The organism is Campylobacter sp. US55 (genome assembly GCF_004378955.1).
Lineage (GTDB): Bacteria > Campylobacterota > Campylobacteria > Campylobacterales > Campylobacteraceae > Campylobacter_D > Campylobacter_D jejuni.
This window is the reverse complement of the sequence record NZ_RYYF01000003.1, coordinates 129,134-152,060: the sequence shown is the minus strand read 5'-3', so window position 1 is coordinate 152,060 and position 22,927 is coordinate 129,134. Positions and strand designations below refer to the sequence as shown.

Here is a 22,927-nt window from a genome sequence, read left to right as displayed (position 1 = left end):
AGGAATAAAATGAAAAAAACGCTTCAAATTGCTTTAGCTGCAACTTTTTTTGCAGGTTGTGCTAGTACTTCTGTTACTTCATCTACTTCTAAAGGTAATAATGAACTTGCGCAAAATCAGCTTTTCAAAATAGAAAAAATTATAGTTAATGGTAAAACTTTTGATCCAAAAAACGCAGAGGAAAGTCCAAATATCAGTTTTGAAAATAATAAATTTTATGGTTATTCAGGATGCAATCGTTTTTTTGGTTCTTACCAAACTAAGGCGGATACTTTACAAATCGAAGGTGATCGCGTCGCTTCAACTCAAATGCTTTGTCACCCAATGGATGTAATGGATTTTGAAAATTCTTTCCTTTCAAATTTCAAAGGAACTTTTAAAATTTCAAATGAAAATGGAAAACTTGTTTTAAGCAATGATGAAATGAAAATCTTTTTTAAATAATACCCTAAAGCCTCGAAATATCGAGGTAATCTTCTTAAATTTGACAAAAGTCTAAAAAATGATACAATTATAATTTTATTATCAAAAAAGGTAGTTAAATGATAAAATCAATTCCTGAATGGAGTGAGCAAGAATACCTCATGCTTTCTTTACCTCATGAAAAAAGCGATTGGAATCCCTACTTAGAGGAAATTTTACAAAGTTATAAAGAATTTGTAAAAGCAGTGAGTGAATTTCAAAAAGTTTTACTTATAGCTCCTAAACAGAGTGATTTTGAAAATTTTAAAGATATAAAAAATGTAGAGTATTTTAAATGTGATACCAATGATACTTGGATACGCGATTTTGGAGCTATAGATATAGTAGAAAATGGTCATTTAAAGGCTCTTGATTTTACTTTTAATGCTTGGGGAAATAAATTTCAAAGTGAGCTTGATAATGCTGTAAATTCTAAGCTTTTTAAAGAAAAATTTAAAGAGGAGCTTAAAAAGGTTGATTTTATTTTAGAAGGAGGAAGTATTGACTTTAATGGAGAGGGTGTGATGCTTACAAGCTCTCATTGTCTTTTAAATGAAAATAGAAATTCTCATCTAAACAAAACCCAAATTGATATAAAATTAAAAGAAATTTTTGGTTTAAAACAAATTATTTGGTTAGAAAATGGTTTCATAAAAGGTGATGATACGGATCATCATATCGATACCTTAGCAAGATTTATAGATAAAAATACCATAGCACATTGTATTTGTGAAGATGAAGAGGATGAGCATTATTTGCCTTTGCAAAAAATGAAAGAAGAGCTTAAAAAAACAGGCTTTGATTTAGTAGAACTTCCTATACCTAAGCCTTTATACTATAAAGGAAGAAGATTGGGCGCAACTTATGCGAATTTTGTTTTTGTAAATAATGCTTTAATTGTGCCTTTTTATAAGGATAAAAATGATGAAATCATAGCTAAAAGACTTTCTAAAGCTTTACCTAGTCATAAAATTATAGGAGTAGATGCAAGAGTGTTTTTACGACAAAACGGTTCTTTGCATTGTTCTTGTCAAAATCGTTTCAAAGGTTTAAGATGAGTTTGCAAAAAAAAGCAACTCTTGTAGCAAGTTTATGTGCTATTGTTTTAGCCTTGGTTAAATTTATAGTAGGCTTAACAAGTGGTTCTGTTGCGGTGCTTTCAAGTGCGATTGATTCTTTAATGGATTTTGCTATTTCTGCTTTTAATTTTTTAGCTCTTAAAAAAAGCTCACAAAAGGCGAATGAAAATTATAATTTTGGTTTTTCTAAAATTGAAGCTTTAATGGGTTTGTTAGAAGGTGTTTTTATAGTTGGCGTGGGGATTTTTATTTTTTATGAGAGTATTTTAAAGATTTATTATAAAGAAGAAATTAAAGATTTAAATTCAAGTATCTATGTGATGATTTTTGCTTTAATTATGACTTTTTTTCTTGTACTTTTTTTAAATTATGTAGCTAAAAAAACCAAAAGTTTGATTATAGAAAGTGATGCTTTGCATTACAAAACAGATTGTCTAACCAATGCTTGTACTTTAGGGGCTTTGGTTTTGATTTATTTTACAAATTTACATATTATTGATGCTATTTTTGGAATAGTGATCAGTCTTTATACGGCATTTTCTGCTTTTAAAATCATTAAAAAAGCTTTAGCTTTTTTAATGGATGAGGCTTTACCTAAGGAACAAGTGGATAAAATTTGTACTTTGATTTCTAATAATCCTGAAATAATTTCCTATCATGAATTAAAGACGCGTAAAACTCCAAGTTGTAATTATTTAAGCGTACATTTGGTTTTTTGCCCTATAATTTCGCTTTTAAATGCGCATAAAATTTCAGATGAAATAGAAGAAGGTGTGCGTAAGATGTTTGAAAATGAAAAATGGGATATACAAATTCATTTAGATCCTTATGATGATGCAGAACAAGAAAGGCAAAGACAATGAAAATTGCTTTAATACAACAAAAATTTCATTCAAATAAAGAACAAACTATAAAAAAAACTTGCGAATTTATAGAAGAAGCCTCTAAACAAGGAGCTGAGCTTGTTTGTTTGGGAGAACTTCATCAAAGTGAGTATTTTTGTCAAAGTGAAAATGTGGATTTTTTTGATTATGCTAATGATTATGAAAAAGATGTGAAATTTTGGGCAAATATAGCTAGAAAAAATCAAATAGTGCTTATTACTTCATTATTTGAAAAACGAAGCGCCGGACTTTATCATAATACTGCAGTGGTTTTTGAAAAAGATGGTTCTATAGCAGGCAAATATCGCAAAATGCACATACCCGATGATCCTTGTTTTTATGAAAAATTTTATTTTACTCCTGGAGATTTGGGTTTTGAACCTATAAATACAAGTTTAGGCAAGCTTGGAGTGCTTATTTGTTGGGATCAGTGGTATCCTGAAGCAGCAAGAATTATGGCTTTAAAAGGAGCTGAGATTCTTATTTATCCCACGGCAATTGGTTGGTTTGATAAGGATAAAGATGAAGAAAAACAAAGACAACTCAATGCTTGGCTTGGCGTACAAAAAGGACATGCTATAGCTAATGGCTTATATGTAGTAGCTATCAATAGGGTAGGTTTTGAAAAAGATGTAAGTGGGGTAGAAGAGGGCATTAGATTTTGGGGAAATTCTTTTGTTTTTGGCCCTCAAGGTGAAGAACTTTGTCTTTTAGATTCTCAAAACGAATGTGTAAAAATCATAGAAATAGATAAAAAAAGAAGTGAAAATGTACGTCGTTGGTGGCCTTTTTTGCGAGATAGACGCATAGAATATTTTGCAGATTTAACTAAAAGATTTATTGATTAAATCAATAAATCTTACTTGTTTTGTATATTTTCAAGATAGCTTTTTATTTGCTCTTTTTCTTGTTCGTTTAAATTTATAAAACTTATTTCTTTAAGTCTTGATAAAAGCAAATTATCTTCTAAAATTTCATTTTTTCCTATTTCTAAAGAAGTGATGACACTAGAACTTATGAGAAGTCTTTGGGTTGCATCTTTTCTTAAGCCCCATATATTATGTATGGCAATATTATTATCTGTAATTTGTCCTGCATAAAGCATAATATGTCCAGGTAAATAAAGTAAACTAAGATAAGCTTTCCCAAAGCGGTTTAAAAAATCTTTTTTTTGAGAATTACTAAGAGTGCTTATATCAAAATGATTAAAAGAATTTTTTTGTGCAGCTGAATTTCTTGGTAGATAAAGTCCAAAAGCTGAAAAGATATCACGAGTTAGTAAAGAACAATCTCTTTCAAAATTATAACCGCCCCAGCCATAAGGCAAATTTAAAACTTGTGAAAGTTGATTTTTTAAATTTTTATCATTGAATTGTAAAGGAAATTTAGATACATCTTTTTTAGAAATTTTATATTTTTTAGAACCTATTTTTCCATAAAAATAGTTTTTATCTTCTTTGTAGTAAGGATAAATAGCACCAATTCTACTTTCAAAGAAAAATTTACCATCCTCGCTATAGATAGGAAATTTTTCTTTTAGTGGTGTGATAAAGTTGAGATTTTCATAGATTTTCGCTCTATCGTTTGAGAAAAATTCCAAATTTTTACTTTCAACAAATCCAAATCCAGCTTCACCTAAAACAAAAGCATAACGCTTATCTTTGCTAAAATGTGAAATTAAGACAGGGGTTCCAGCATTTAAAATGCCATCGCTTGCATAGTCAAAAGGAATTCCTTCATTTTCAAAAAAAGGATTTTTTAAGATAGTTCTTTGGGTTGGAAGATTTTTAATGATTGTATTTTGGATAATTAAAGCTTTTTGATTAAGTTTGCCAAATTCTTGGATATTTGCGTTATTTGTAACGTTTTTAAACCATGAAAGTGGAATAATTTGTTTATTGAAAAAATAATAAGTATTTTTTGAATTTAAATATAAGGGAAAGGACCAAAAAATATTTTGTCCTTTGTAATTTTTAAATGAATCATGCCAAGGATTAAAGAAATATTTTTTATATCGTTTTGCATCAAAATTAATATCGTAAGTAAATTGTGGCAAAATGCTTACATTTTGTTCGTATTCAAGTTTTGCATAATGTTGATTTTTATTTTTTTGTTCTAAATTTTCATGATGGAGTGAAGTTAAATTTTTTGTTGAACAAGCTGTTAAAAATAGCACTATAAAAGTAAAATATAAACAAGATTTCATAATCAACCTTTTAGAAAAAATAGTTATAATTAAAGCCAAGGAAATATAATGCTTGATAAACTAGAAAAAATTTTAGCTTATGATAATGTTTTTTTAAGTGGCGGTGCTGGAGTTGGTAAAAGCTTTTTGACAAATGAGCTTATCAAATCTTATAGAAAACAAAAAAAATTAGCCATAGCTCTTGGTTCTAGTGCTCTATCGGCGTTTAATATAGGCGGCGTTACCTTACACAGCTTTTTTTGTTTAGGGTATTGTGATGATATGATGAAATTAAGCGCATTGGATCGCAATCAAAAACAAAAAGAAAAATTAACAAAACTTAAAGAGCTTTTAAAAACGATTGAGCTTATTATTATCGATGAAATTTCCATGGTTAGCGCAAGTGTTTTTGAAATGATAGGCTTTAGACTTAAAAATTCTCAATTTAATGGAAAAATTTTAGTTGTAGGAGATTTTTTTCAACTGCCTCCCGTAATTAAAGAAAAAAAAGAAACTTTATTTAATCATTCTTATTATGCTTTTTCTTCATTTTTTTGGCAGGATTTAAATTTTAAGAATATTAAACTTTCTCAACCTAAAAGAACACAAAATATAGAATTTTATAACTATTTATCTTTGATTAGACAAGGTTTTTTAGATGAAAAAATTTTAAGCTTTTTTGAATCTTTGCAAATTGATTATAAAGAATTAGAAAATTTAGAAGATGATTATACTTTACTTTGTGGTATCAATAAAAAAGTAAACAATATCAATCAAGAAAAATTAAGCAAACTTGAGACCCCACTTGTATGCTTTAAGGCTCAGGTTAAAAAAGAAGATAAGAGAATAAAAGATGAAGAACTTGATTCTTGGGTTGGAAGCTTAAATATATTGGAAGAATTAAATATTAAAATAGGTGCTCGTATTATTTTTTGTGTAAATAATTGGGATAAGAATTATTATAATGGTGAGCAAGGCATTATAGAAGATATTCTTTATGAAGAGGAGAAAATTTATATTAGTATTATTAAAAATAATGGGATGAAAATTTTACTTGAACCTTATACTTTTTTCATGGAAGAACTTGAACAATCAGGTAAAGATTTTGTTGTTAATATTCTTGCAAGTGTTACACAGTTTCCTATTAAATTAGCTTATGCTATCACTATACACAAATCGCAAGGTATGAGTATTGAAAAATTAGTGTGTGATATTGATCATATTTTTGAAAATGGACAGCTTTATGTCGCTCTTTCTCGCGCTACAAACCCAAATACTTTAAAAATTTATTCTACAAAAAAGATAAATTTTGGATTTTATTTTGCTAATATTTTAAAAATAGATTCTAATGTGATTGAATTTTATAAAAAACATAATTTTTTAGATCTCGAAATACAAGAACAAATCATTTAAAGGCATTAAATGAAAAAAATATTTTTAAGTGTTTTTTTGGTTTTGAGTTTAAATGCTCAAAATCTTGAAATAGATAAAATAAGAACAGATTTGTATTCTAAAAGTGGAGCAAATGTTCTTAAAAAAGTTGAAATTTCTTTGGAATTTGATGGGAATAATTTAAAAGAAAATGAAAATAAGTTAATTGATGCTGTAAATACAGTAATTTCAGGGTTTTTTTATGAAGATATTTTTACAGAAATTGGAAAAAATAATTTTAAAAAAACTTTAGAAAAATTTTTAGATAAGAAGTATAAGATTAAATTAGATGATATATATATCATATCTTTAAGCGGAGTGGAAAAATTTGATTTAGAGGAGTTTAAACGCTTTTTAGAAAGCACTGAGGCTAAAGAGAAAGGTATGGGCAGCGAGGTAAAAAAAGCACTTAAAAACTTAGAAGTTCCTAAAACTCAAGTTCCTGGTGTTGAAAAGATCCCAACTTCTAGTGTTCCAAATTTAGAAGCCAAGCAAGTTGAACAGCTTTTCAAAGATTCAGATGAAGAAAATAAAAATGACAATGGAGAAATCAATATGGATAATTTAAATACACCTAAAATGACTCCAGATATAGAAGAAAAAATTAAAAGAGATTTAATCGCCAATCCTCCACAAATATTCAAAGAAAATAATGCAAGCAAGCCTTATCATTTGCCACAAACAGGCTATGATATAAAGCTTGATGAAAATTCAACGCAAAATTAGCGAACTATATCATAATTTTGCGGAATTTTTACCTTGAAAATATCGGAGTTGATTTTTGGATTTTTAATTTGATTGTTTAGATTGATTATAACATCATTTTCAAATTCATCTTTATAGGATATGCTTTGAATTTGCTCTTGATTGAGTTTAATTGTATAATTTATATTATCATATTTTGCTACAAGTTTATCTTTGTCTATAAGGCTTGCTTTTTTGAAAATTTCATTAAGATTTGGAATACTATCAAGATGAGAGAAAATGACTTGTTCTAGATCGTGCTCTACTATGGTTACTTGATTTTTGTTGATATAAATCTCTTTTTTACTAGGAGTATCATAACTCCAATATGCTTGATCTTTACTCAGTATAAAATGTCCAGAATAAGAAAGTGTAGAGTTTTTGGATTTTACTATTTGGGTAAAATTGCTTGAAAAGGTATTAAAATTAAGATCAAGGGCAAAAAGTTGTCCTATAAAAATAAAAAATATCAAGAATGTTTTTTTCATTTATTTTCCTTAAAAAAATTATATTTTTTATATCATTCTAGCTAATTTTAATTAAATAATCGTTATAATGATCGTTTGAAAAATTTATAAAGGTTTAAAAATGTTTTTAAATACCTTAAAAGCCGTTTTTGGAACAAAAAATGATCGTGAAGTTAAAAAATACTTCAAGCGCGTAGCACAAATCAATGCTTTAGAAGGCAAATATCAAAATTTAAGCGATGATGAATTAAAAGCCGAATTTGCAAAATTTAAAGAGCAAATTTTAAGCGGAGAAAAAAACGAAAATGATATCTTAAATGATGTTTTTGCTATAGTCAGAGAGACAGGTAAGAGAACTTTAAATATGCGTCATTTTGATGTGCAGTTAATCGGTGGTATGGTTTTGCACGATGGAAAAATTGCAGAAATGAAAACAGGGGAGGGTAAAACCCTTGTAGCGACCTTGCCTGTTGTTTTAAATGCCATGAGTGGAAAAGGCGTACATGTCGTTACAGTAAATGATTATCTAGCCAAAAGAGACGCTGAGCAAATGAGTGCGATTTATAACTTTTTAGGTTTTAGTGTAGGCGTGATTCTTTCTTCTCAAAACAGCGACATAGAGCACAAGCAAGCTTATGATTGCGATATTACTTATGGAACCAATAATGAGTTTGGTTTTGATTATTTGCGTGATAATATGAAATTTTCAAAAGTTGAAAAAGTTCAAAGAGAGCATAATTTTGTTATTGTAGATGAAGTAGATAGTATTTTAATTGATGAGGCAAGAACTCCGCTTATCATCAGCGGTCCTACAAATCGCACTTTAGATGGTTATATTAAAGCCAATGAAGTAGCCAAGCAAATGCAAAAAGGCGAAGCAGTTTTACCCCCTGCAAAACCTGAGGGTGATTTTGTAGTAGATGAGAAAAATCGTAATATTTTAATCACGGAAGCAGGTATTGCTAAGGCTGAAAAACTTTTTGGTGTAGAAAATTTATACAGTCTTGATAATGCTATCTTAGCACATCAGCTTGATCAAGCTTTAAAGGCGCATAATCTTTTTGAAAAAGATGTGCATTATGTTTTAAGAAATAATGAAGTTATTATCGTTGATGAATTTACAGGGCGTTTAAGTGAAGGGCGTCGTTTTAGCGAAGGGTTACATCAAGCTTTAGAAGCCAAAGAAAATGTAAAAATTCAAGAAGAAAGCCAAACTTTAGCAGATATTACTTTTCAAAATTATTTTAGAATGTACAATAAACTTGCAGGTATGACAGGAACTGCACAAACAGAAGCGACTGAATTTTCTCAAATTTATAGTTTAGATGTTATTTCTATACCAACAAATATTCCTATTAAAAGACAAGATAAAGATGATCTTATCTATAAAACTCAAAATGAAAAATTTAAAGCCGTAATCGAAGAGATTAAAAAAGCCAATGCTAAAGGTCAGCCTGTACTTGTAGGAACCGCAAGTATAGAGCGCAGTGAAGTTTTTCACAATATGCTTGTAAAAGAGAAAATCCCTCATCATGTTTTAAATGCTAAAAATCACGAGCAAGAAGCTTTGATTATCCAAGATGCAGGTAAAAAAGGTGCTGTAACTATCGCTACAAATATGGCAGGTCGTGGTGTGGATATAAAAATCGATGATGAGATTAGGGCTTTGGGTGGGCTTTATATCATCGGTACAGAAAGACACGAAAGCCGCCGTATTGATAATCAACTTCGTGGTCGTGCAGGAAGGCAGGGCGATCCTGGAATAAGTCGTTTTTATCTAAGTTTAGAAGATAATCTTTTAAGAATTTTTGGCGGGGATCGTATCAAAAGTATCATGGATCGCTTGGGTATAGAAGAGGGCGAAAGCATAGAGTCAAGAATCGTTACAAGAGCGGTTGAAAATGCGCAAAAAAAAGTAGAAAGCTTACATTTTGAAAGCAGAAAGCATTTGTTAGAATACGATGATGTAGCAAATGAACAAAGAAAAACTATTTATCGTTATCGCAATGAGCTTTTAGATGAAAACTATGATATTAGAGCTAAAATTTCTCAAAATATCGCTGAATATAGTGCAAATGTAATGAATGATTATATACTTGATGAAAGCGGTTCTAATGTAAATTTTGAAAATTTGAAAGCAAAAATTTTATATGAATGTTCAACTCAGATTAGTGAAAAAGATTTTGAGAATTTAAGCGTCATTGAAATGCAAGATAAGCTAAGTCAAATTCTTGAAAATTCTTATAACGAAAAGATGTCAAGACTTGAGATTAAAGAATTGCGTAATATAGAGCGTATTTTATATTTGCAAGTTTTGGATAATGCTTGGAGAGAGCATTTGTATCAAATGGATATTTTAAAAACAGGAATAGGGCTTCGTGGATACAATCAAAAAGATCCTCTTGTGGAATATAAGAAAGAAAGTTATAATCTTTTCTTGGAGTTGGTTAATCGTATTAAATTTGATAGTATTAAACTACTTTTTAGTGTGCAATTTAATCAAGAAGAGGTGCAAAATTTAGAAAATAAAGCCAATGAAGAAAATGAAAAGCTACTTCAAAGCTCAGTAGAAATGGGCGCAAGCGAAGATAATCTTGGCGAAGCTGAGTTTAAAAAAGTTCCACGCAATGCTCCTTGTCCTTGCGGAAGTGGAAAAAAATTTAAAGAATGCCATGGAAAAAGTGGTCCTAAGCAAGGAATTTTAGCTTGAATAAAAGCGTTTTAAAATATTTACTTTTTAAATATTTAAGATTTGATAAAGAACAACCCTTTATCAATCTTTCTATACTTTTGGCCTTTTTAGGAGTTTGTGTAGGACTTTGCGTTTTGCTTGTAGCTATGGCAATTATGAATGGTTTTGATAAAGAATTTGAAAAACGCTTTTTTGTGATGAATTATCCTATTACTATTTTGCCTAAATTTTACGCTCCTGTAAATGATGAATTTATAGATGAGTTAAGAAAAACATTTCCAAATTTGTTATTTAGCCCTTATATAAGCACTCAAGTTGTTGTAAAGGGAGATAATCGTTTTGAAGGTGGTGTGCTTTTTGGCGTTAATTTTAATGATGAAAAAAAAATAAACGAAGTGGTTGCTAAAGCTTTAAGGGATGAGAATTTAAGTGGTTTTGATATACTTGTAGGATCAGCACTTACTGATGAATTTGGTTTGCATAAAAATGACAAACTTTCACTTATTTTTTCAAATCTTAATCCTAGTGGATTTTCTTTAGTACCGCAAACTAAACGTTTTGATGTTAAAGCGCGTTTTACTTCAGGGCTTGCATTTTATGATAAAGCTTATATGTATACAGATGTTGATGCATTGAAAAAAGTACTTGGAACGCCTAAAAATCCAAATTATGATGGAGTTCATGTATATAGTGATAATGCTTTTAAGGATGTTGAAAAAATTAAATCTTATTTAAAAGACGATTATGCTGTAGTAGGTTGGTGGGAACAAAATAAAAATTTCTTTTCAGCCTTAGAGCTTGAGAAAAGAGCGCTTTTTATAGTGTTGATGCTTATTATTTTGGTTGCAAGTTTAAATATAGTAAGTTCTTTATTGATGATAGCAATGAATCGTCGCAGTGAAATAGCACTTTTACTTGCTCTAGGTGCAAGCAAAAATGAGGTAAAAAAGAGTTTTTTTGCCTTAGGTATGCTTATTGGTGGCGGCGGTATGATAGTGGGTGTGGTGCTTGCATTTTTTGCTTTATGGCTTTTAGGAAATTTTGATATTGTAACTTTACCTGCTGATGTTTATGGAACCAGTAAATTACCACTTGATTTGTCTTTAATGGATTTTTCTTTAACCATTGTGGGTGCTTTAATAATCATAGCTTTATCGTCTTTTTATCCTGCAAAAAAAGCAACTCAAATTAATATTTTAGATACTTTAAGAAATGAATAAATTGTAATTTTGGAGATTTTTATTGTCTTTGTTTACTCAAAAAAATAAGAATTTTAAACCTTTAAAACCTCTATCAAAGTCAAAAATAATCACTAATTTAATTCTTTTGATTTTATTTTTAATATTGTTTTGTTATTGTAGTTTTAGTATAAGTGCTTATCATTTTGATTTTAGTGCAATTGCGACCTATAAAGAAAAATTTCTTCAAGGTTTTTTAAATACTTTAATAATCAGTTTTTTTTCTTTATTACTGAGTATAATTTTGGGTGGAGTTTTTTGTGCTTTTTCTTTAAGTTCAATTGTTTTTTTAAGATTTTTATCTACATTTTACATAGAGCTTATCAGAGGAACCCCTTTACTAGTGCAGGTATTATTGATATATTATATCGTTGCAAATAATTTAGGACTTGATAATCGATATGTGGCTGGAGTTATTATTTTATCATGTTTTTCTGCTGCTTACTTAGCTGAAATATTTAGAGCTGGAATTTTAAGTATTTCTATATCTCAGCTTGAGAGCGCTAGGGCTTTAGGGTTAAAAGAGATGCAGGTTTTTGCGTATGTAATTTTTCCCCAAGCTTTAAAAAATATTTTAGCACCTCTGAGTGGACAATTTGCAAATTTAATTAAAGATAGTTCATTATTAAGCGTTATTGCTGTAAATGAATTAACCCAAAGTGCACAAGAGATAAATTCTTATACTTTTGCTACTCTTGAAGCTTATGTAATTTTGGCTATTACATATCTTGTTTTGACTTTACCTATAAGTATATTTTCTCGTTATTTGGAGAGAAAATGCCAAAAATGATTTAAAAAAGCTTGACAAATAGAGCTAATTTTGGCATAATCACATTTTTATTTCAGAAAATGTCTCGTTAGCTCAGCCGGTAGAGCATCTCCCTTTTAAGGAGGGGGCCGTTGGTTCGAATCCAACACGGGACACCATTATAAAGGTCGCTTAGCTCAGTTGGTAGAGCGCCACCCTTACAAGGTGGATGTCATAAGTTCGAGTCTTATAGTGACCACCATTTTATAAAATCATAAATAGGTTTTATAATCTCTACTTCTTTACTTTGGATGCAGCGGTAGTTCAGCTGGTTAGAATGCCGCCCTGTCACGGCGGAGGTCGCGGGTTCGAGCCCCGTCCGCTGCGCCATCTTGTCTCGTTAGCTCAGCCGGTAGAGCATCTCCCTTTTAAGGAGGGGGCCGTTGGTTCGAATCCAACACGGGACACCATTTTTATTGTTAGGGTTATGACCCTTTCGTCTAGTGGCCCAGGACAACACTCTCTCTGTGTGGAAACAGAGGTTCAAATCCTCTAGGGGTCGCCAATCATAGGTCGCTTAGCTCAGTTGGTAGAGCGCCACCCTTACAAGGTGGATGTCATAAGTTCGAGTCTTATAGTGACCACCATTTTATAAAATCATAAATAGGTTTTATAATCTCTACTTCTTTACTTTGGATGCAGCGGTAGTTCAGCTGGTTAGAATGCCGCCCTGTCACGGCGGAGGTCGCGGGTTCGAGCCCCGTCCGCTGCGCCATCTTGCTTGGTAACAATTTTATAAGTATAATTTGCAAAATAATAAAAAATAGAACTAAGGAAAAAAATGCTTATTATTGGACATAAATTATTAAAAAATTTAGATTTTTCTTTTATTGAAAGTGTTGAAGAAGTTAAAGATAATAAAGTTTATTGTATTGTTTATGATGAAAAATTGATTTCTTATTTAAGTCAAAATGATTTTGAATTTGCTATTTTAGTTCAAAATAAAGACGAGATATTTTTAGCCAATGCTTTAGGAGCTAAGTTTTTGCTTTGTAATGATAAAAAACTTGCAAAATTTGCTAGCAAGGTTGCAGAATTTTATGTTTTTGATAGTAGGGTTTTAATGATTGTTGATAAATTAGAGAATTTTAAAAAATTTTATAAATTAAAAATCGATGGAATTATTTTAAAAGATAATATAGATAATTTTCCTAAAAACTGATAAATTCTTTTATAAAATAAGTGCTAATTGACGAGGTTTAAATAATGCAAAAAAAATCTTTTTTGAAAATTTACGGATTAATTCCTTTTTTACTTATAGCATTCATCAATGCTTTTGTAGATTTAGGACATAAAATTATTATTCAAAATACTATTTATAAGGCCTATGAAGGAAGTGAGCAGTTATTTTTAAATGCTATAGTTAATGCTTTGATTTTACTTCCTTTTATTCTTATGCTTTCTCCTTCGGGTTTTTTAGCGGATAAATATCCAAAAAATATTGTAATGAAAATTTCAGCAATTTGTAATGTTATACTCACTTTAATAATTTGCATTTGTTACTATAGCGGTGCTTTTTGGATGGCTTTTATTTTTACTTTTATAATGGGAGTGCAAGCAGCACTTTATTCACCAAGTAAATACGGTTTTATTAAAGAACTCGTAGGAAAAGACTTTCTTGCTATGGGTAATGGTGTAATTAATGCAGTAAGCATTATGGCAATCTTAGCAGGAATGGCTTTGTTTTCTTTAAGTTTTGAAAGTCTTTATAGTTCTGCATATAATCAAACAGATGAAATTTTAAAAGAAGTAGCACCTTTAGGAATTGTGCTAATTTTATTTTCTTGTATCGAAGTATTTTTTGTGTGGCGTTTACCTAAGCTCAAACAAACAAATAAAGATTTAGTTTTTAATAAAAAAGATTATATCCGTGGAAAACTTCTAATAAATAATCTTAAGCTTGTTTTTAAAAATAAAACTATTTGGCTTTGCATAATAGGAATTTCATTTTTTTGGGCTATATCTCAACTTTATCTTGTTAGCTTTCCTGTCTTTGCTAAAAATGAACTTTTTATAGAAAATACTTTTTATGTGCAAATTTCACTCGCTTTTTCTGGTATAGGAGTGATTTTAGGCTCTTTAGTAGCTGGTAAATTTTCAAAAAATTATATAGAACTTGGACTTATTCCACTTGGTGCATTGGGTATGTTTTTAATGGCTTTTTTAATGCCTTATTTTGTAAGTTTATTAAGTTATAGTTTTTTATTTTTCTTTTTTGGATTTTGTGGAGCTCTTTTTATCATTCCTTTAAATACTTTAATCCAATTTCATGCCAAAGAAAATGAATTGGGACAAATTCTTGCAGGAAATAATTTTTTTCAAAATATTGCCATGTTAGGATTTTTACTCTTAGCAACTTTATTTGCAAAATTTGAAATCAATGTGGTTTATTTGTTTTATTTTATTACTTTAGTAACCTTTATAGGAAGTTTTTATATACTTTTAAAACTTCCCTTTTCTTTAGTGCGTATACTTTTAAGCATAGCTTTTTTGCAACGATACCGCTTGCTTGTAGAAGGTTTTGAAAATATACCAGAAAAAGGTGGAGCTTTGCTTTTAGGTAATCATATTTCTTTTATTGATTGGGCTGTTGTACAAATGGCAATTCCAAGAAAAATTTATTTTGTTATGGAAAGAAGTATTTATTCTAAATGGTATATTAAAATTTTTCTTGATAAATTTGGTATTATTCCTGTATCAAGTACAGGAAGTAAGACGAGTTTAGAACTGATAGCAAAGCATATCAAAGAAGGTAATTTAGTTTGCTTATTTCCTGAAGGTACACTTTCACGACATGGACAATTAAATGAATTTAAAGCAGGATTTGAATTAGCTTGTGAATATTTAAGCGAAGATGATGGAAAAATTATTCCTTTTTATATAAGAGGACTTTGGGGTAGTGCTTTTTCAAGAAGCGATGAAGAATTTTCAGCAAGAAACCGCACTTTAAATAAAAGAAAAATTGCTATAGCTTTTGGTAAAGCTATGCCTTTGCATTCTAAAAAAGATGAAGTTAAAGCTAAAGTTTTTGAACTTTCTTTTATGGCTTGGAAATCACAATGCGAAGCTATGCATACTATAGCAAGAGCTTGGATAGATACAGCTAAAAAAAATCTAAATCAAATAGCTATTATCGATACACTAGCTGGAGATATTTCTTATAGAAAAATGTTGACTCTTAGTTTATTTCTTAATTTTTTTATTAAAAGAAAATCCAAAGAATTAAACATTAACCCTCAGCGTGGAAGTTACGCTCCTAAAGAGGAAGCTATAGGAATTTTACTACCTGCTTCTTTTGCAAGTTCTTTAACCAATCTATCTGTTTTAATCGCAGAAAAAATTGCAGTAAATCTTAATTTCACGGCTGGAGAAAAAGCTCTAAAAGCAGCTATAAAAAATGCGCAAATTTCACAAATTTATACTTCTAAAACTTTTTTAGAAAAATTAGCAAATAAAGGCATAAACCTAAATTTCGATACAAATATACATTTAATTTATTTTGAAGATATTATAGAAGATTTTAAAATGCAAAAAACTAAAATTTTTAGCATGATGTTAGCAGTTAGTATAATGCCTAGTTTTATACTCAAAAGTATCTTCACTCCTTCAAAAAACAATCTTGCCATCGCAGCTATTTTATTTAGCAGTGGAAGCGAGGGGTCTCCAAAAGGTGTTATGCTAAATAACCGTAATATTTTAAGCAATATAGCACAAATTTCTGATGTACTTTGCACAAGAAACAATGATGTTATTCTCTCGTCTTTACCACCTTTTCATGCTTTTGGACTTACCGTAACTACATTTTTGCCTTTGCTTGAAGGTATTAAAAGTATCACTTTTGCAGATCCAACTGATGCCTTAGGGGTTGCCAAAGCTGTTGCTAAAAATAATATCACTATTATGTGTGGAACTTCAACCTTTTTAGGAATTTATGCAAGAAATAAAAAACTTGATGCTTTAATGTTTGAAAGCTTAAGAATAGTTGTATCAGGTGCTGAAAAACTAAAAAATGAAGTAAGAACTGCTTTTGAAATGAAGTTTAAAAAAAGCGTTTTTGAAGGTTATGGAGCTACGGAAACTACACCTGTAGCGAGTGTAAATTTACCAAATCGTTTTGATGCGGATTATTGGCTTATACATCGTGCCAATAAAGAAGGAAGTGTGGGAATGCCTCTACCTGGAACTGCGGTACGTATTGTTGATCCAAATAATTATGAAAATTTAAAAACAAATGAAGATGGACTCATACTTATAGGCGGTCATCAAGTTATGGTAGGCTATCTTAATGACAAAGAAAAAACCGATGAAGTTATTAAAGAAATTGATGGCATAAGATGGTACAACACGGGAGATAAGGGACATTTAGATGAAGATGGTTTTTTATATATTATCGATCGTTATTCTCGCTTTGCAAAAATTGGTGGAGAGATGATTTCTTTAGGTGCAATAGAAGAAGAAATTGCCAAATTCATAGACACTGAAGTGGTTAAATTTTGTGCCACATCTTTAGAAGATGAGAAAAAAGGAGAACAAATTGTTTTACTCATAGAATGTAATAATGAAATTTTTGAAAGAGTATGTGAGGCTATAAAAAATTCTAATATACCTACACTTTTTAAACCTAAATATTATTTTCAAATAGAAAAAATTCCCCTCCTAGGTTCAGGAAAAATTGATCTTAAGAAAGTTAAAGAATTAGCTAAAAATTTAGCCATATAATTTGAGCTTATAACAAAGCCCAAATTAAAATTGGCATAGAAACAAAAGCAAAAAGAACTCCGAAAGCTACAGCACTTACGGCTAAATTGCTATCTAGTTTTGCTTTCATTACCATAGCTCCTGCTAAAGTCATAGTAGGAGCTGCGCTTTCTATAATAGCAACGATGGTAGAATCTTTTAATTCTAAATTAAATATTTTCAAACAAAATACAAAAAATAAAGGAGCTAAAATCATTTTAGCAAAGATAACAACTATTGTAGGTTTGTAAGAGGTTTTAATTGCCATAAAACCAAGTCCTAAACCTATAGCAAAAAGTGCAACAGGGGTCGCAGAAGCACCAAATAAACGAATAGGAGAGAAAATAAATTCAGGTAAAGTAATCAATTTACACAAAAAACCAAAAAGTAAAGCTAAAAAAGGTGGAAAGCTAAGAATTTTTTTAACATTAGCAAGCAAACTGACTTTTTCTCCATTTCCCAAAGAAAGTATAAAAGGTCCAAAAAGCGATATAGGTAAAGTTGTAGCTAAAGCATCATAAAATATAACTTCAGCGCTAAATTGTGGGTCATTAAATACACCAGCAACAATAGGCATACCCACAAATATAGTATTTCCAAAACAAGAAAGCAAAAACATACTGACTAAAGTTACTTTAGAAAAATGAAAAACTTTTCCAATAAGAATAGCAAAAAAAGCTGCTAGTATACAGCTAAACAATCCAATAAAAATAAAAATAATCAATGAAAAATCAAAATTTAAATGATATGCTTTATCGAAAATCAAACAAGGTAAAGCAAAAATAATAGCAAAATCTAAAAAAGTCCTAGCTTGTTTTTGCTTTAAAACGCCAATTCTTTTGGCAAAATATCCGCCTGCAAGTAAAAAAAAATTGTAAATAATGGTATAAAAACAAACATTGAGTAATCCTTTTTAAGGGATGGTTTTTGAAAATGGATAGAATTATATTCTTTATACTTAAAAAAAATCTTAATATTTTTTAAGTTTTTTAAAAAAACCAATATTTTTTATTTTTTGTAACTTTAAGAAATTGTAAGTTGAAATTTGATTTTGAATAGTTGGTATTTTAAGTTGAATGATTATAATTTTAAATAATGGTGCGGTTTAATCTTAATTAAAATACTATATATTGTATTTAGAATGATATAAAAACAATAAATTAATATAGCTTTTGTTTTTAATTTTTGAATATTTTTAAACTTATTTAGGCGGAGATCATCTACTTTAGTTATTTTTATTTTTAATATTCACGCAATAAGACAGATTTATTTTGAAAGTTTATCTTATTGCTTTTCTTATTTTCACTGTGCATCATTTGAATTTGAAATTATTTTTTTCAATTTCTTTAAGGTTGTATAGCGGTTTTTTCACATTTGCACTGATTTTGTATTTCTTAATAATAAGGTTTCAAATAGTTCAGTATCTATAAATATTCAATGGACAAGATAATCGTTGTAAAAATTGGGATATGTTTGGCGGTTTACTTGGTGGTGGATGTTGTGATAAGGATAATGTATTTTTAGGATTTGTACCTTGTAAAGAAGATGAGAAAAAGCTTGCTAAATTAAACGATGCAGGAAAATGTCATGAAGTAGGAATTTATTGTTCTAAAAAGGTTAGTTTAGGTTTTACTAAAATTTGCGTTGAAAAAAGAAAAGTTTTTGTTGCTTCAATTCTAAATTAGGAAGAATTTTCAATGAACAAGGATGCCCTTAGCTTGAAAAAGGGTGGAGTAGTGCGGAAGGTCCGCAATGCAAAGGCTTCACTCCTGAAGAATTTCAAAAATTAGATTTTAGCGAAATTGATTTAAGTGAATTCATTGCTGATATTGTAGGAAGTTTTGACACAGGAAAAATACAAGCTGATTCTGTGAAAATACAAGAAAAGATTCAAAACAATATCGAGAATGTAACGAAAAAACCTGCAAATTAAAAAAAGAAAATAAATTATTAGAAAGGAGAGAAGCTTAGTTAAAAGTTTGTTTGGTAAGCCACAAGGGAGTTTCGCCCCTTAAGAAAAGGGGCAAGGCTAATAAGCCTTGACAGTAATTATACAAATTAGTATAATTATAAGTATGAGTCGTGTCATATAGTTCACCCCCCCCCCTTTTTTTTTCTAGGGTGTGATTATGCCACAGGGTTGCAGCCTTGTGGCAAAACCCTTAATGCAATTATACCAAACAAACTCTTTAACTTCTTTAATATAGTCCATGAAAAGATTTTACTTGTTATTCCTTAGCACTTTGTTTTTTGCACCTTCATTTTTATTTGGTGCAACTGAAATAGCTAATGGAAATCTAATTTATACTTGGGGTTACGGCGATGTAATGAATGAAATCATGCAAGCGGTTAAAGGAATAACCACTGAAACAAGTTATATCGTTAATGCAGCCTTAGCTATTTCATTATTACTTTTTAGTATTAAAAAAGCAATGGATGGACAAACAAACCCTGTGTTTGAATTTGGAAAAATGTTTGTACTTTTTGCTGTAGTGTGGGTCATGTTTTTAAAAACACCAAATGACAATAATCACCGCTTTATGATTTATGATGAAGTCACTAGTAAAGATTATCTCATTTCTCAAATTCCTATAGGCATAGGAAAAAGCTTTGCATTAATAACACAATTTGAGAAGGTTATCCTAGAAGCTATGGAAAAACATTTTTCAACTCCACAATCTACAAATTTTTCTAACGCAGGTTTAGGTTTTTCACTTCAAGTGATGAGTACTTTACCAAGCGTAAAGCTTTCGGCTATTGATGCAACTTTACAAAAAAATATTGATTTTTACTTTAGAAACTGCGTTTCAGTAGGTATCTTGCTTAATCAACAAGGTAGAAATCTTTTTCAAAACTCTGATAATTTAATGCAAGATCTTTTCACAAACATAGGCAATGGCTTTCAGCTCACTCCTTTGTTTAAAAATAACAATAATATTGAAGAACAAAGTGTTGTGCCTTGTTCTGATGCAAGTCCTCAAATCGTTGAAATGATTCAAAAAGATACAGATGAAGCTATGAAAATTCATGCTGCTTTGCTTGGTATGGCGAATGATATGGCAAATTATGAGCAAAAGTTCTTAGGTGCTGCACAAATCTATAACGAACAAGCTGTGAGTGCTAGATCTTATTTGCAACAATCCATGATAATGCTTGCTTCTCAAGATGCAATCATTAATACCGCTAAATCAGTAGGTTTAAATCCTGCTTCTGTGGCTGCAAATACTGCTTATGCGGATCAGCAATTTTACGCAAGTATGCAAGCACAAGGACACTTGGCACAAACTTATTTGCCTTTAGCTAAAGCTTATTTAACAGCTATCATCATAGGTTTGTCTTGGCTTGTTGCTTTGCTTTCTATTGTGTTTGGCTCTTACACACATATTAAGATGTTTTTTACTCTATGTATTTGGATAGTGCTTTGGACTCCTATACTTTGTATTATTAATTTTATAAATGATTTTAATCTTATGAATGTTGCACAAGTAATAACAAGGGGAAAAGCAGCTTTAAGCTTAGGAGATAACATGCTTATCTTTAAAGAAGTAGCAAATAGATCAAATTTCATGAATTACCTTGTAATGAGTACTCCTGTTTTAGCTTATGCTATAGCTAAAGCAAGCGAACAAGGATTTGTAACTTTTGCTTCTGGATTATCTCAAGCTCTAACAGGTGCTTCAAGAGCTGCTGGAAGCTTTGCAAATCAGCAAGCCTTATCTACACAAACTAGCATTGCTGCTCCTAGAGGAGATGAAGTTTGGGCTGTGGGTGCAGGTTATAATACTCTTCAATCTTCGTTTGGTGTAGGTGGTAGAAGTTTTATGGGAACAAGAGATATGCAACATGGTGGTGAATTAGTTAAAGATAATATGACAGGAAGTTCCACTGTAATCAATGCTAATGGTTCTATATGTAATGCTTCTATTAAAGGTTTAAATGCTGGTATGACTGCAAGCAATTTAGAAACTAGAGCACACGCTCTAAGTGATGCGATTCAAAATTCTAACCTATCTCAAAGAGCTTTAGAAGTTGCTAGCGGAAAAGGAGATAGCTTAGCCTTATCAGAAAACGATAGAAATACTATCACCAAAGCATCACAACATGCTTTAGCTGATGCTTATTTTAAAGCAACAGGTGTGGATGTAAAACAAGCTTATGATGATGTAATGAGAGGAAATATTGGTTTTGGTGTAGGTGGAGTATCTACTTCATCAATGGAAACTGAAGCTTGGTATCAAAATCTAAGTAAAGATCAAAGAGAAACATTTAATAAAACATTCAGCGAAAGTATTTCTAATGAAATTGGCAAAAATAGAGATGCAAGTGCTTCATTTAATAACCTTCTTAAAACAGGAAATGTTACAAATTCTGCTAGCATTAAAAGTTCTATGGATGGCTATAATGAAGCTAAAACGCTTAATAATTCAGTGGGTTATGATGGTGGCTCATCTATCGTTCAAGGCTATATCAATGAAAATTATGGTGGCGTAGTTAGTAAAGAAAATGTGGCTTCTGCTGTGAATGCTGTTGAAAATATGGCTGCAAGGGGAGATATGCAAGGATTATCACACTATGCAGGAGTGGATTCTAATGTCAATTCAAATGGATTACACGAGCAAACAAAACATAATTATTATGATCCAAAAGGCACTATGACTGATCATAATAAAGCCATAGATGATTTAAATTCAAGACAAAAAGGGTTTATGGCAACAAGAAATGCGTTTAATGATGTTAAATCAGAAGGATTAGCAGGTGAAATTCAAAAAGCAGCAAATGCAGCTGAGTATAAAGCAGGAACTGCTATAGAAGAAAGAAATAATAAGATTGATTATGCTGGCATACAAAAAGATATTAAAGATGGAAAAGCTGACATTAACAAAGTGATAGATTTTGGTAACCAAAATAGAAATATGTGAAAATAAGCCTAGTTAAAAAGCTAGGCTTAGTCTTGATTATTATGGTATATATTTTCTGGCATATAGCTATATGTTGGATCTATAAAATAATTTGTTGATGAGCTAGCATTGCCTGATATAGATGAGTAGTCGCCAAAATTTGTCGTAAATGAGCGATCTATTGTTGATGAACTACCACAAATATTTTTTTCAATAAAATCTTTAATATTTGAATTTATATTCTCTATATTTTCAGGTGTTATCTTATTTATTTTATCTTTGAATAAGTATAAAATACAACAAACTATTAAACCGGTTACAATAAACGCAAGACTTACTAAATAAGCAATTAAGTGCGCTTTATCCATCTTTATTCCTTTCAATTATAACTTATTCATATTTTTAATAAAATTATACCATATTTTAATAAATTTTTGCAAGTATTTTTGCTATAAAATGCCTATTTTTTAGTGGTTTGAAACTGATTTCTTTTTTTATTTAACTATGTCAATTTTTAAGTGCTAATTTTATAAGACTTTATAGCACTATTTGCAAGATCGGCTAAGAATTTGCTTCTATTATCGCTTATTGTATCTATTGCCTCTACTAAGCTTTTAGGCAAGGTAATATTAATTCTAATTTTTGCTTCATTATCAATAGGTTCTTTAATATAATCACCTTTTTCAAGCATAACTTCTAATGCTCCTTTAAATGCTTCTTTGAGATCTTTTAAGGCTTCTATTTCATTTTCACCATCTCCTATAATATAAGGGAAATCTTTATATCTTGCAAAATATCCTCCGCCATCTTTTTCATCAAGTTTTTTTATAATAATTTCATAAGGTAGATTAAGATAGTAATCTAAGTCTTTCATAATTCATTCTCCTGTTATAGCTTTTAAAACCATTTTGACATATATAGCCTTTATAGGGCGTTTAAATGGAATAGTAATAAGATCACATTCTTCTTTTCTGAATTGATAATGTGATCCGCCTTTATTAAAACATTCATAACCTTCGCTTTCTAATAAAATCTTAAGCGTTTCAAAGCGCACATTGTTAGGATTATTTTTTAAATCTTTAATAATTTTATCTTTTTTACTCACTATAATATCCTTATGAGTATGTATTATACACACTTTTTATTAAGTATCACTTATAAACCGATCGCAATTCTTTTAATCTTGTTGTCTTTGTATGTTTAATTGAAAGTATTAAGACTGAGATTATTGAGCTGCGTTTTGAAACGGATTTCTTTTTTATTTGACTTGGAAAAATGAATAAGAATTTGTAGTTTCATGTA

General features: G+C 30.0%; 18 protein-coding genes, 7 tRNA genes and 1 pseudogene. 20 read left to right on the top strand and 6 right to left on the bottom strand.

What is annotated here, in order from left to right; all coding sequences use genetic code 11:
- The first annotated feature begins 9 nt into the window (after positions 1-9).
- From ELQ07_RS03410 to ELQ07_RS03395, 4 genes are all read left to right on the top strand, one after another.
- Positions 10-444, top strand: a complete 435-nt coding sequence (locus tag ELQ07_RS03410; RefSeq protein WP_038817414.1) for an META domain-containing protein — start codon at positions 10-12, stop codon at positions 442-444.
- Positions 445-542: 98 nt separating this feature from the next.
- Positions 543-1,520: an agmatine deiminase family protein gene (locus ELQ07_RS03405; protein ID WP_070316491.1), complete on the top strand. Its 978-nt coding sequence runs from the start codon at positions 543-545 to the stop codon at positions 1,518-1,520.
- Positions 1,517-2,404, top strand: coding sequence for a cation diffusion facilitator family transporter (locus tag ELQ07_RS03400; RefSeq protein WP_002853697.1), 888 nt, complete (start codon positions 1,517-1,519; stop codon positions 2,402-2,404). Before ELQ07_RS03405 ends, ELQ07_RS03400 begins: the two co-directional genes overlap by 4 nt.
- Complete coding sequence (locus ELQ07_RS03395; RefSeq protein WP_070316490.1) at positions 2,401-3,273, top strand: N-carbamoylputrescine amidohydrolase; 873 nt, start codon at positions 2,401-2,403, stop codon at positions 3,271-3,273. The genes ELQ07_RS03400 and ELQ07_RS03395 overlap by 4 nt, the downstream gene beginning before the upstream one ends.
- A gap of 11 nt (positions 3,274-3,284) precedes the next feature.
- On the opposite strand, the gene ELQ07_RS03390 is transcribed toward ELQ07_RS03395, so the two are convergent.
- A complete protein-coding gene (locus ELQ07_RS03390; RefSeq protein ID WP_070316489.1) occupies positions 3,285-4,631 on the bottom strand; it encodes an SH3 domain-containing C40 family peptidase in 1,347 nt (448 codons plus the stop codon).
- A gap of 48 nt (positions 4,632-4,679) precedes the next feature.
- Here ELQ07_RS03390 and pif1 point away from each other — a divergent pair, with 48 nt between their 5' ends.
- Positions 4,680-6,023 carry an ATP-dependent DNA helicase Pif1 gene (gene pif1, locus ELQ07_RS03385; RefSeq protein WP_070316488.1) on the top strand — a complete coding sequence of 448 codons (1,344 nt, stop codon included), beginning with the start codon at positions 4,680-4,682 and terminating at the stop codon, positions 6,021-6,023.
- A 9-nt stretch (positions 6,024-6,032) separates the two neighbouring features.
- A complete protein-coding gene (locus ELQ07_RS03380) occupies positions 6,033-6,767 on the top strand; it encodes a hypothetical protein (protein ID WP_070316487.1) in 735 nt (244 codons plus the stop codon).
- Here ELQ07_RS03380 and lolA read toward each other — a convergent pair.
- Entirely contained in the window at positions 6,764-7,273 is a 510-nt protein-coding gene (gene lolA / locus ELQ07_RS03375; protein WP_070316486.1) for a LolA-like outer membrane lipoprotein chaperone, read from the bottom strand. The genes ELQ07_RS03380 and lolA overlap by 4 nt on opposite strands.
- Before the next feature lie 100 nt (positions 7,274-7,373).
- On the opposite strand from lolA, the gene secA reads away from it, so the two are divergent.
- From secA to ELQ07_RS03315, 12 genes are all read left to right on the top strand, one after another.
- Positions 7,374-9,962 (top strand): preprotein translocase subunit SecA, encoded by a 2,589-nt coding sequence (gene secA / locus ELQ07_RS03370; protein ID WP_002934403.1) that lies wholly within the window; start codon positions 7,374-7,376, stop codon positions 9,960-9,962.
- Positions 9,959-11,164, top strand: a complete 1,206-nt coding sequence (locus ELQ07_RS03365; RefSeq protein WP_052785415.1) for an ABC transporter permease — start codon at positions 9,959-9,961, stop codon at positions 11,162-11,164. The genes secA and ELQ07_RS03365 overlap by 4 nt, the downstream gene beginning before the upstream one ends.
- A 22-nt stretch (positions 11,165-11,186) precedes the next feature.
- A complete protein-coding gene (locus ELQ07_RS03360) occupies positions 11,187-11,972 on the top strand; it encodes an amino acid ABC transporter permease (RefSeq protein WP_052785416.1) in 786 nt (261 codons plus the stop codon).
- Positions 11,973-12,033: 61 nt separating this feature from the next.
- Positions 12,034-12,109, top strand: a tRNA-Lys gene (locus ELQ07_RS03355).
- 7 nt (positions 12,110-12,116) lie between these two features.
- Positions 12,117-12,192 (top strand) — tRNA-Val (locus ELQ07_RS03350).
- 51 nt (positions 12,193-12,243) lie between these two features.
- Positions 12,244-12,320, top strand: a tRNA-Asp gene (locus ELQ07_RS03345).
- A gap of 4 nt (positions 12,321-12,324) precedes the next feature.
- Positions 12,325-12,400: transfer RNA gene (locus ELQ07_RS03340), tRNA-Lys, on the top strand.
- A 19-nt stretch (positions 12,401-12,419) separates the two neighbouring features.
- Positions 12,420-12,495, top strand: a tRNA-Arg gene (locus ELQ07_RS03335).
- Positions 12,496-12,501: 6 nt separating this feature from the next.
- Positions 12,502-12,577 (top strand) — tRNA-Val (locus tag ELQ07_RS03330).
- Positions 12,578-12,628: 51 nt separating this feature from the next.
- Positions 12,629-12,705 (top strand) — tRNA-Asp (locus ELQ07_RS03325).
- 66 nt (positions 12,706-12,771) lie between these two features.
- Positions 12,772-13,152: a hypothetical protein gene (locus ELQ07_RS03320; RefSeq protein WP_002853267.1), complete on the top strand. Its 381-nt coding sequence runs from the start codon at positions 12,772-12,774 to the stop codon at positions 13,150-13,152.
- Between the two features lie 44 nt (positions 13,153-13,196).
- Positions 13,197-16,709 carry an acyl-[ACP]--phospholipid O-acyltransferase gene (locus ELQ07_RS03315; protein WP_134224736.1) on the top strand — a complete coding sequence of 1,171 codons (3,513 nt, stop codon included), beginning with the start codon at positions 13,197-13,199 and terminating at the stop codon, positions 16,707-16,709.
- Between the two features lie 7 nt (positions 16,710-16,716).
- On the opposite strand, the pseudogene ELQ07_RS03310 reads toward ELQ07_RS03315, so the two are convergent.
- Positions 16,717-17,627: pseudogene (locus tag ELQ07_RS03310) on the bottom strand (AEC family transporter).
- A gap of 569 nt (positions 17,628-18,196) precedes the next feature.
- Between ELQ07_RS03310 and traN the strand changes: the two are divergent.
- A complete protein-coding gene (traN, locus tag ELQ07_RS08320; protein WP_052785419.1) occupies positions 18,197-18,412 on the top strand; it encodes a conjugal transfer protein TraN in 216 nt (71 codons plus the stop codon).
- A 525-nt stretch (positions 18,413-18,937) separates the two neighbouring features.
- A complete protein-coding gene (locus ELQ07_RS03300) occupies positions 18,938-21,646 on the top strand; it encodes a conjugal transfer protein TraG N-terminal domain-containing protein (protein ID WP_134224734.1) in 2,709 nt (902 codons plus the stop codon).
- A 26-nt stretch (positions 21,647-21,672) separates the two neighbouring features.
- On the opposite strand, the gene ELQ07_RS03295 is transcribed toward ELQ07_RS03300, so the two are convergent.
- The 3 genes from ELQ07_RS03295 to ELQ07_RS03285 all read right to left on the bottom strand — a co-directional run bounded on the left by ELQ07_RS03295 (position 21,673) and on the right by ELQ07_RS03285 (position 22,730).
- Entirely contained in the window at positions 21,673-21,993 is a 321-nt protein-coding gene (locus ELQ07_RS03295; protein ID WP_134224733.1) for a hypothetical protein, read from the bottom strand.
- 146 nt (positions 21,994-22,139) lie between these two features.
- Positions 22,140-22,499, bottom strand: a complete 360-nt coding sequence (locus ELQ07_RS03290) for a type II toxin-antitoxin system HicB family antitoxin (protein WP_134224732.1) — start codon at positions 22,497-22,499, stop codon at positions 22,140-22,142.
- A 3-nt stretch (positions 22,500-22,502) separates the two neighbouring features.
- Positions 22,503-22,730 (bottom strand): type II toxin-antitoxin system HicA family toxin, encoded by a 228-nt coding sequence (locus ELQ07_RS03285; RefSeq protein WP_002854037.1) that lies wholly within the window; start codon positions 22,728-22,730, stop codon positions 22,503-22,505.
- Between the last annotated feature and the right edge of the window lie 197 nt (positions 22,731-22,927).

Coding starts and splice junctions, on each gene's coding strand:
- lolA (WP_070316486.1), bottom strand. CDS start 7,273: ATGAAAAAAACATTCTTGATATTTTTTATTTTTATAGGACAACTTTTT.
- ELQ07_RS03300 (WP_134224734.1), top strand. CDS start 18,938: ATGAAAAGATTTTACTTGTTATTCCTTAGCACTTTGTTTTTTGCACCT.
- ELQ07_RS03315 (WP_134224736.1), top strand. CDS start 13,197: ATGCAAAAAAAATCTTTTTTGAAAATTTACGGATTAATTCCTTTTTTA.
- ELQ07_RS03290 (WP_134224732.1), bottom strand. CDS start 22,499: ATGAAAGACTTAGATTACTATCTTAATCTACCTTATGAAATTATTATA.
- ELQ07_RS03320 (WP_002853267.1), top strand. CDS start 12,772: ATGCTTATTATTGGACATAAATTATTAAAAAATTTAGATTTTTCTTTT.
- pif1 (WP_070316488.1), top strand. CDS start 4,680: ATGCTTGATAAACTAGAAAAAATTTTAGCTTATGATAATGTTTTTTTA.
- ELQ07_RS03405 (WP_070316491.1), top strand. CDS start 543: ATGATAAAATCAATTCCTGAATGGAGTGAGCAAGAATACCTCATGCTT.
- ELQ07_RS03295 (WP_134224733.1), bottom strand. CDS start 21,993: ATGGATAAAGCGCACTTAATTGCTTATTTAGTAAGTCTTGCGTTTATT.
- traN (WP_052785419.1), top strand. CDS start 18,197: ATGTTTGGCGGTTTACTTGGTGGTGGATGTTGTGATAAGGATAATGTA.
- ELQ07_RS03400 (WP_002853697.1), top strand. CDS start 1,517: ATGAGTTTGCAAAAAAAAGCAACTCTTGTAGCAAGTTTATGTGCTATT.
- ELQ07_RS03380 (WP_070316487.1), top strand. CDS start 6,033: ATGAAAAAAATATTTTTAAGTGTTTTTTTGGTTTTGAGTTTAAATGCT.
- secA (WP_002934403.1), top strand. CDS start 7,374: ATGTTTTTAAATACCTTAAAAGCCGTTTTTGGAACAAAAAATGATCGT.
- ELQ07_RS03390 (WP_070316489.1), bottom strand. CDS start 4,631: ATGAAATCTTGTTTATATTTTACTTTTATAGTGCTATTTTTAACAGCT.
- ELQ07_RS03395 (WP_070316490.1), top strand. CDS start 2,401: ATGAAAATTGCTTTAATACAACAAAAATTTCATTCAAATAAAGAACAA.
- ELQ07_RS03410 (WP_038817414.1), top strand. CDS start 10: ATGAAAAAAACGCTTCAAATTGCTTTAGCTGCAACTTTTTTTGCAGGT.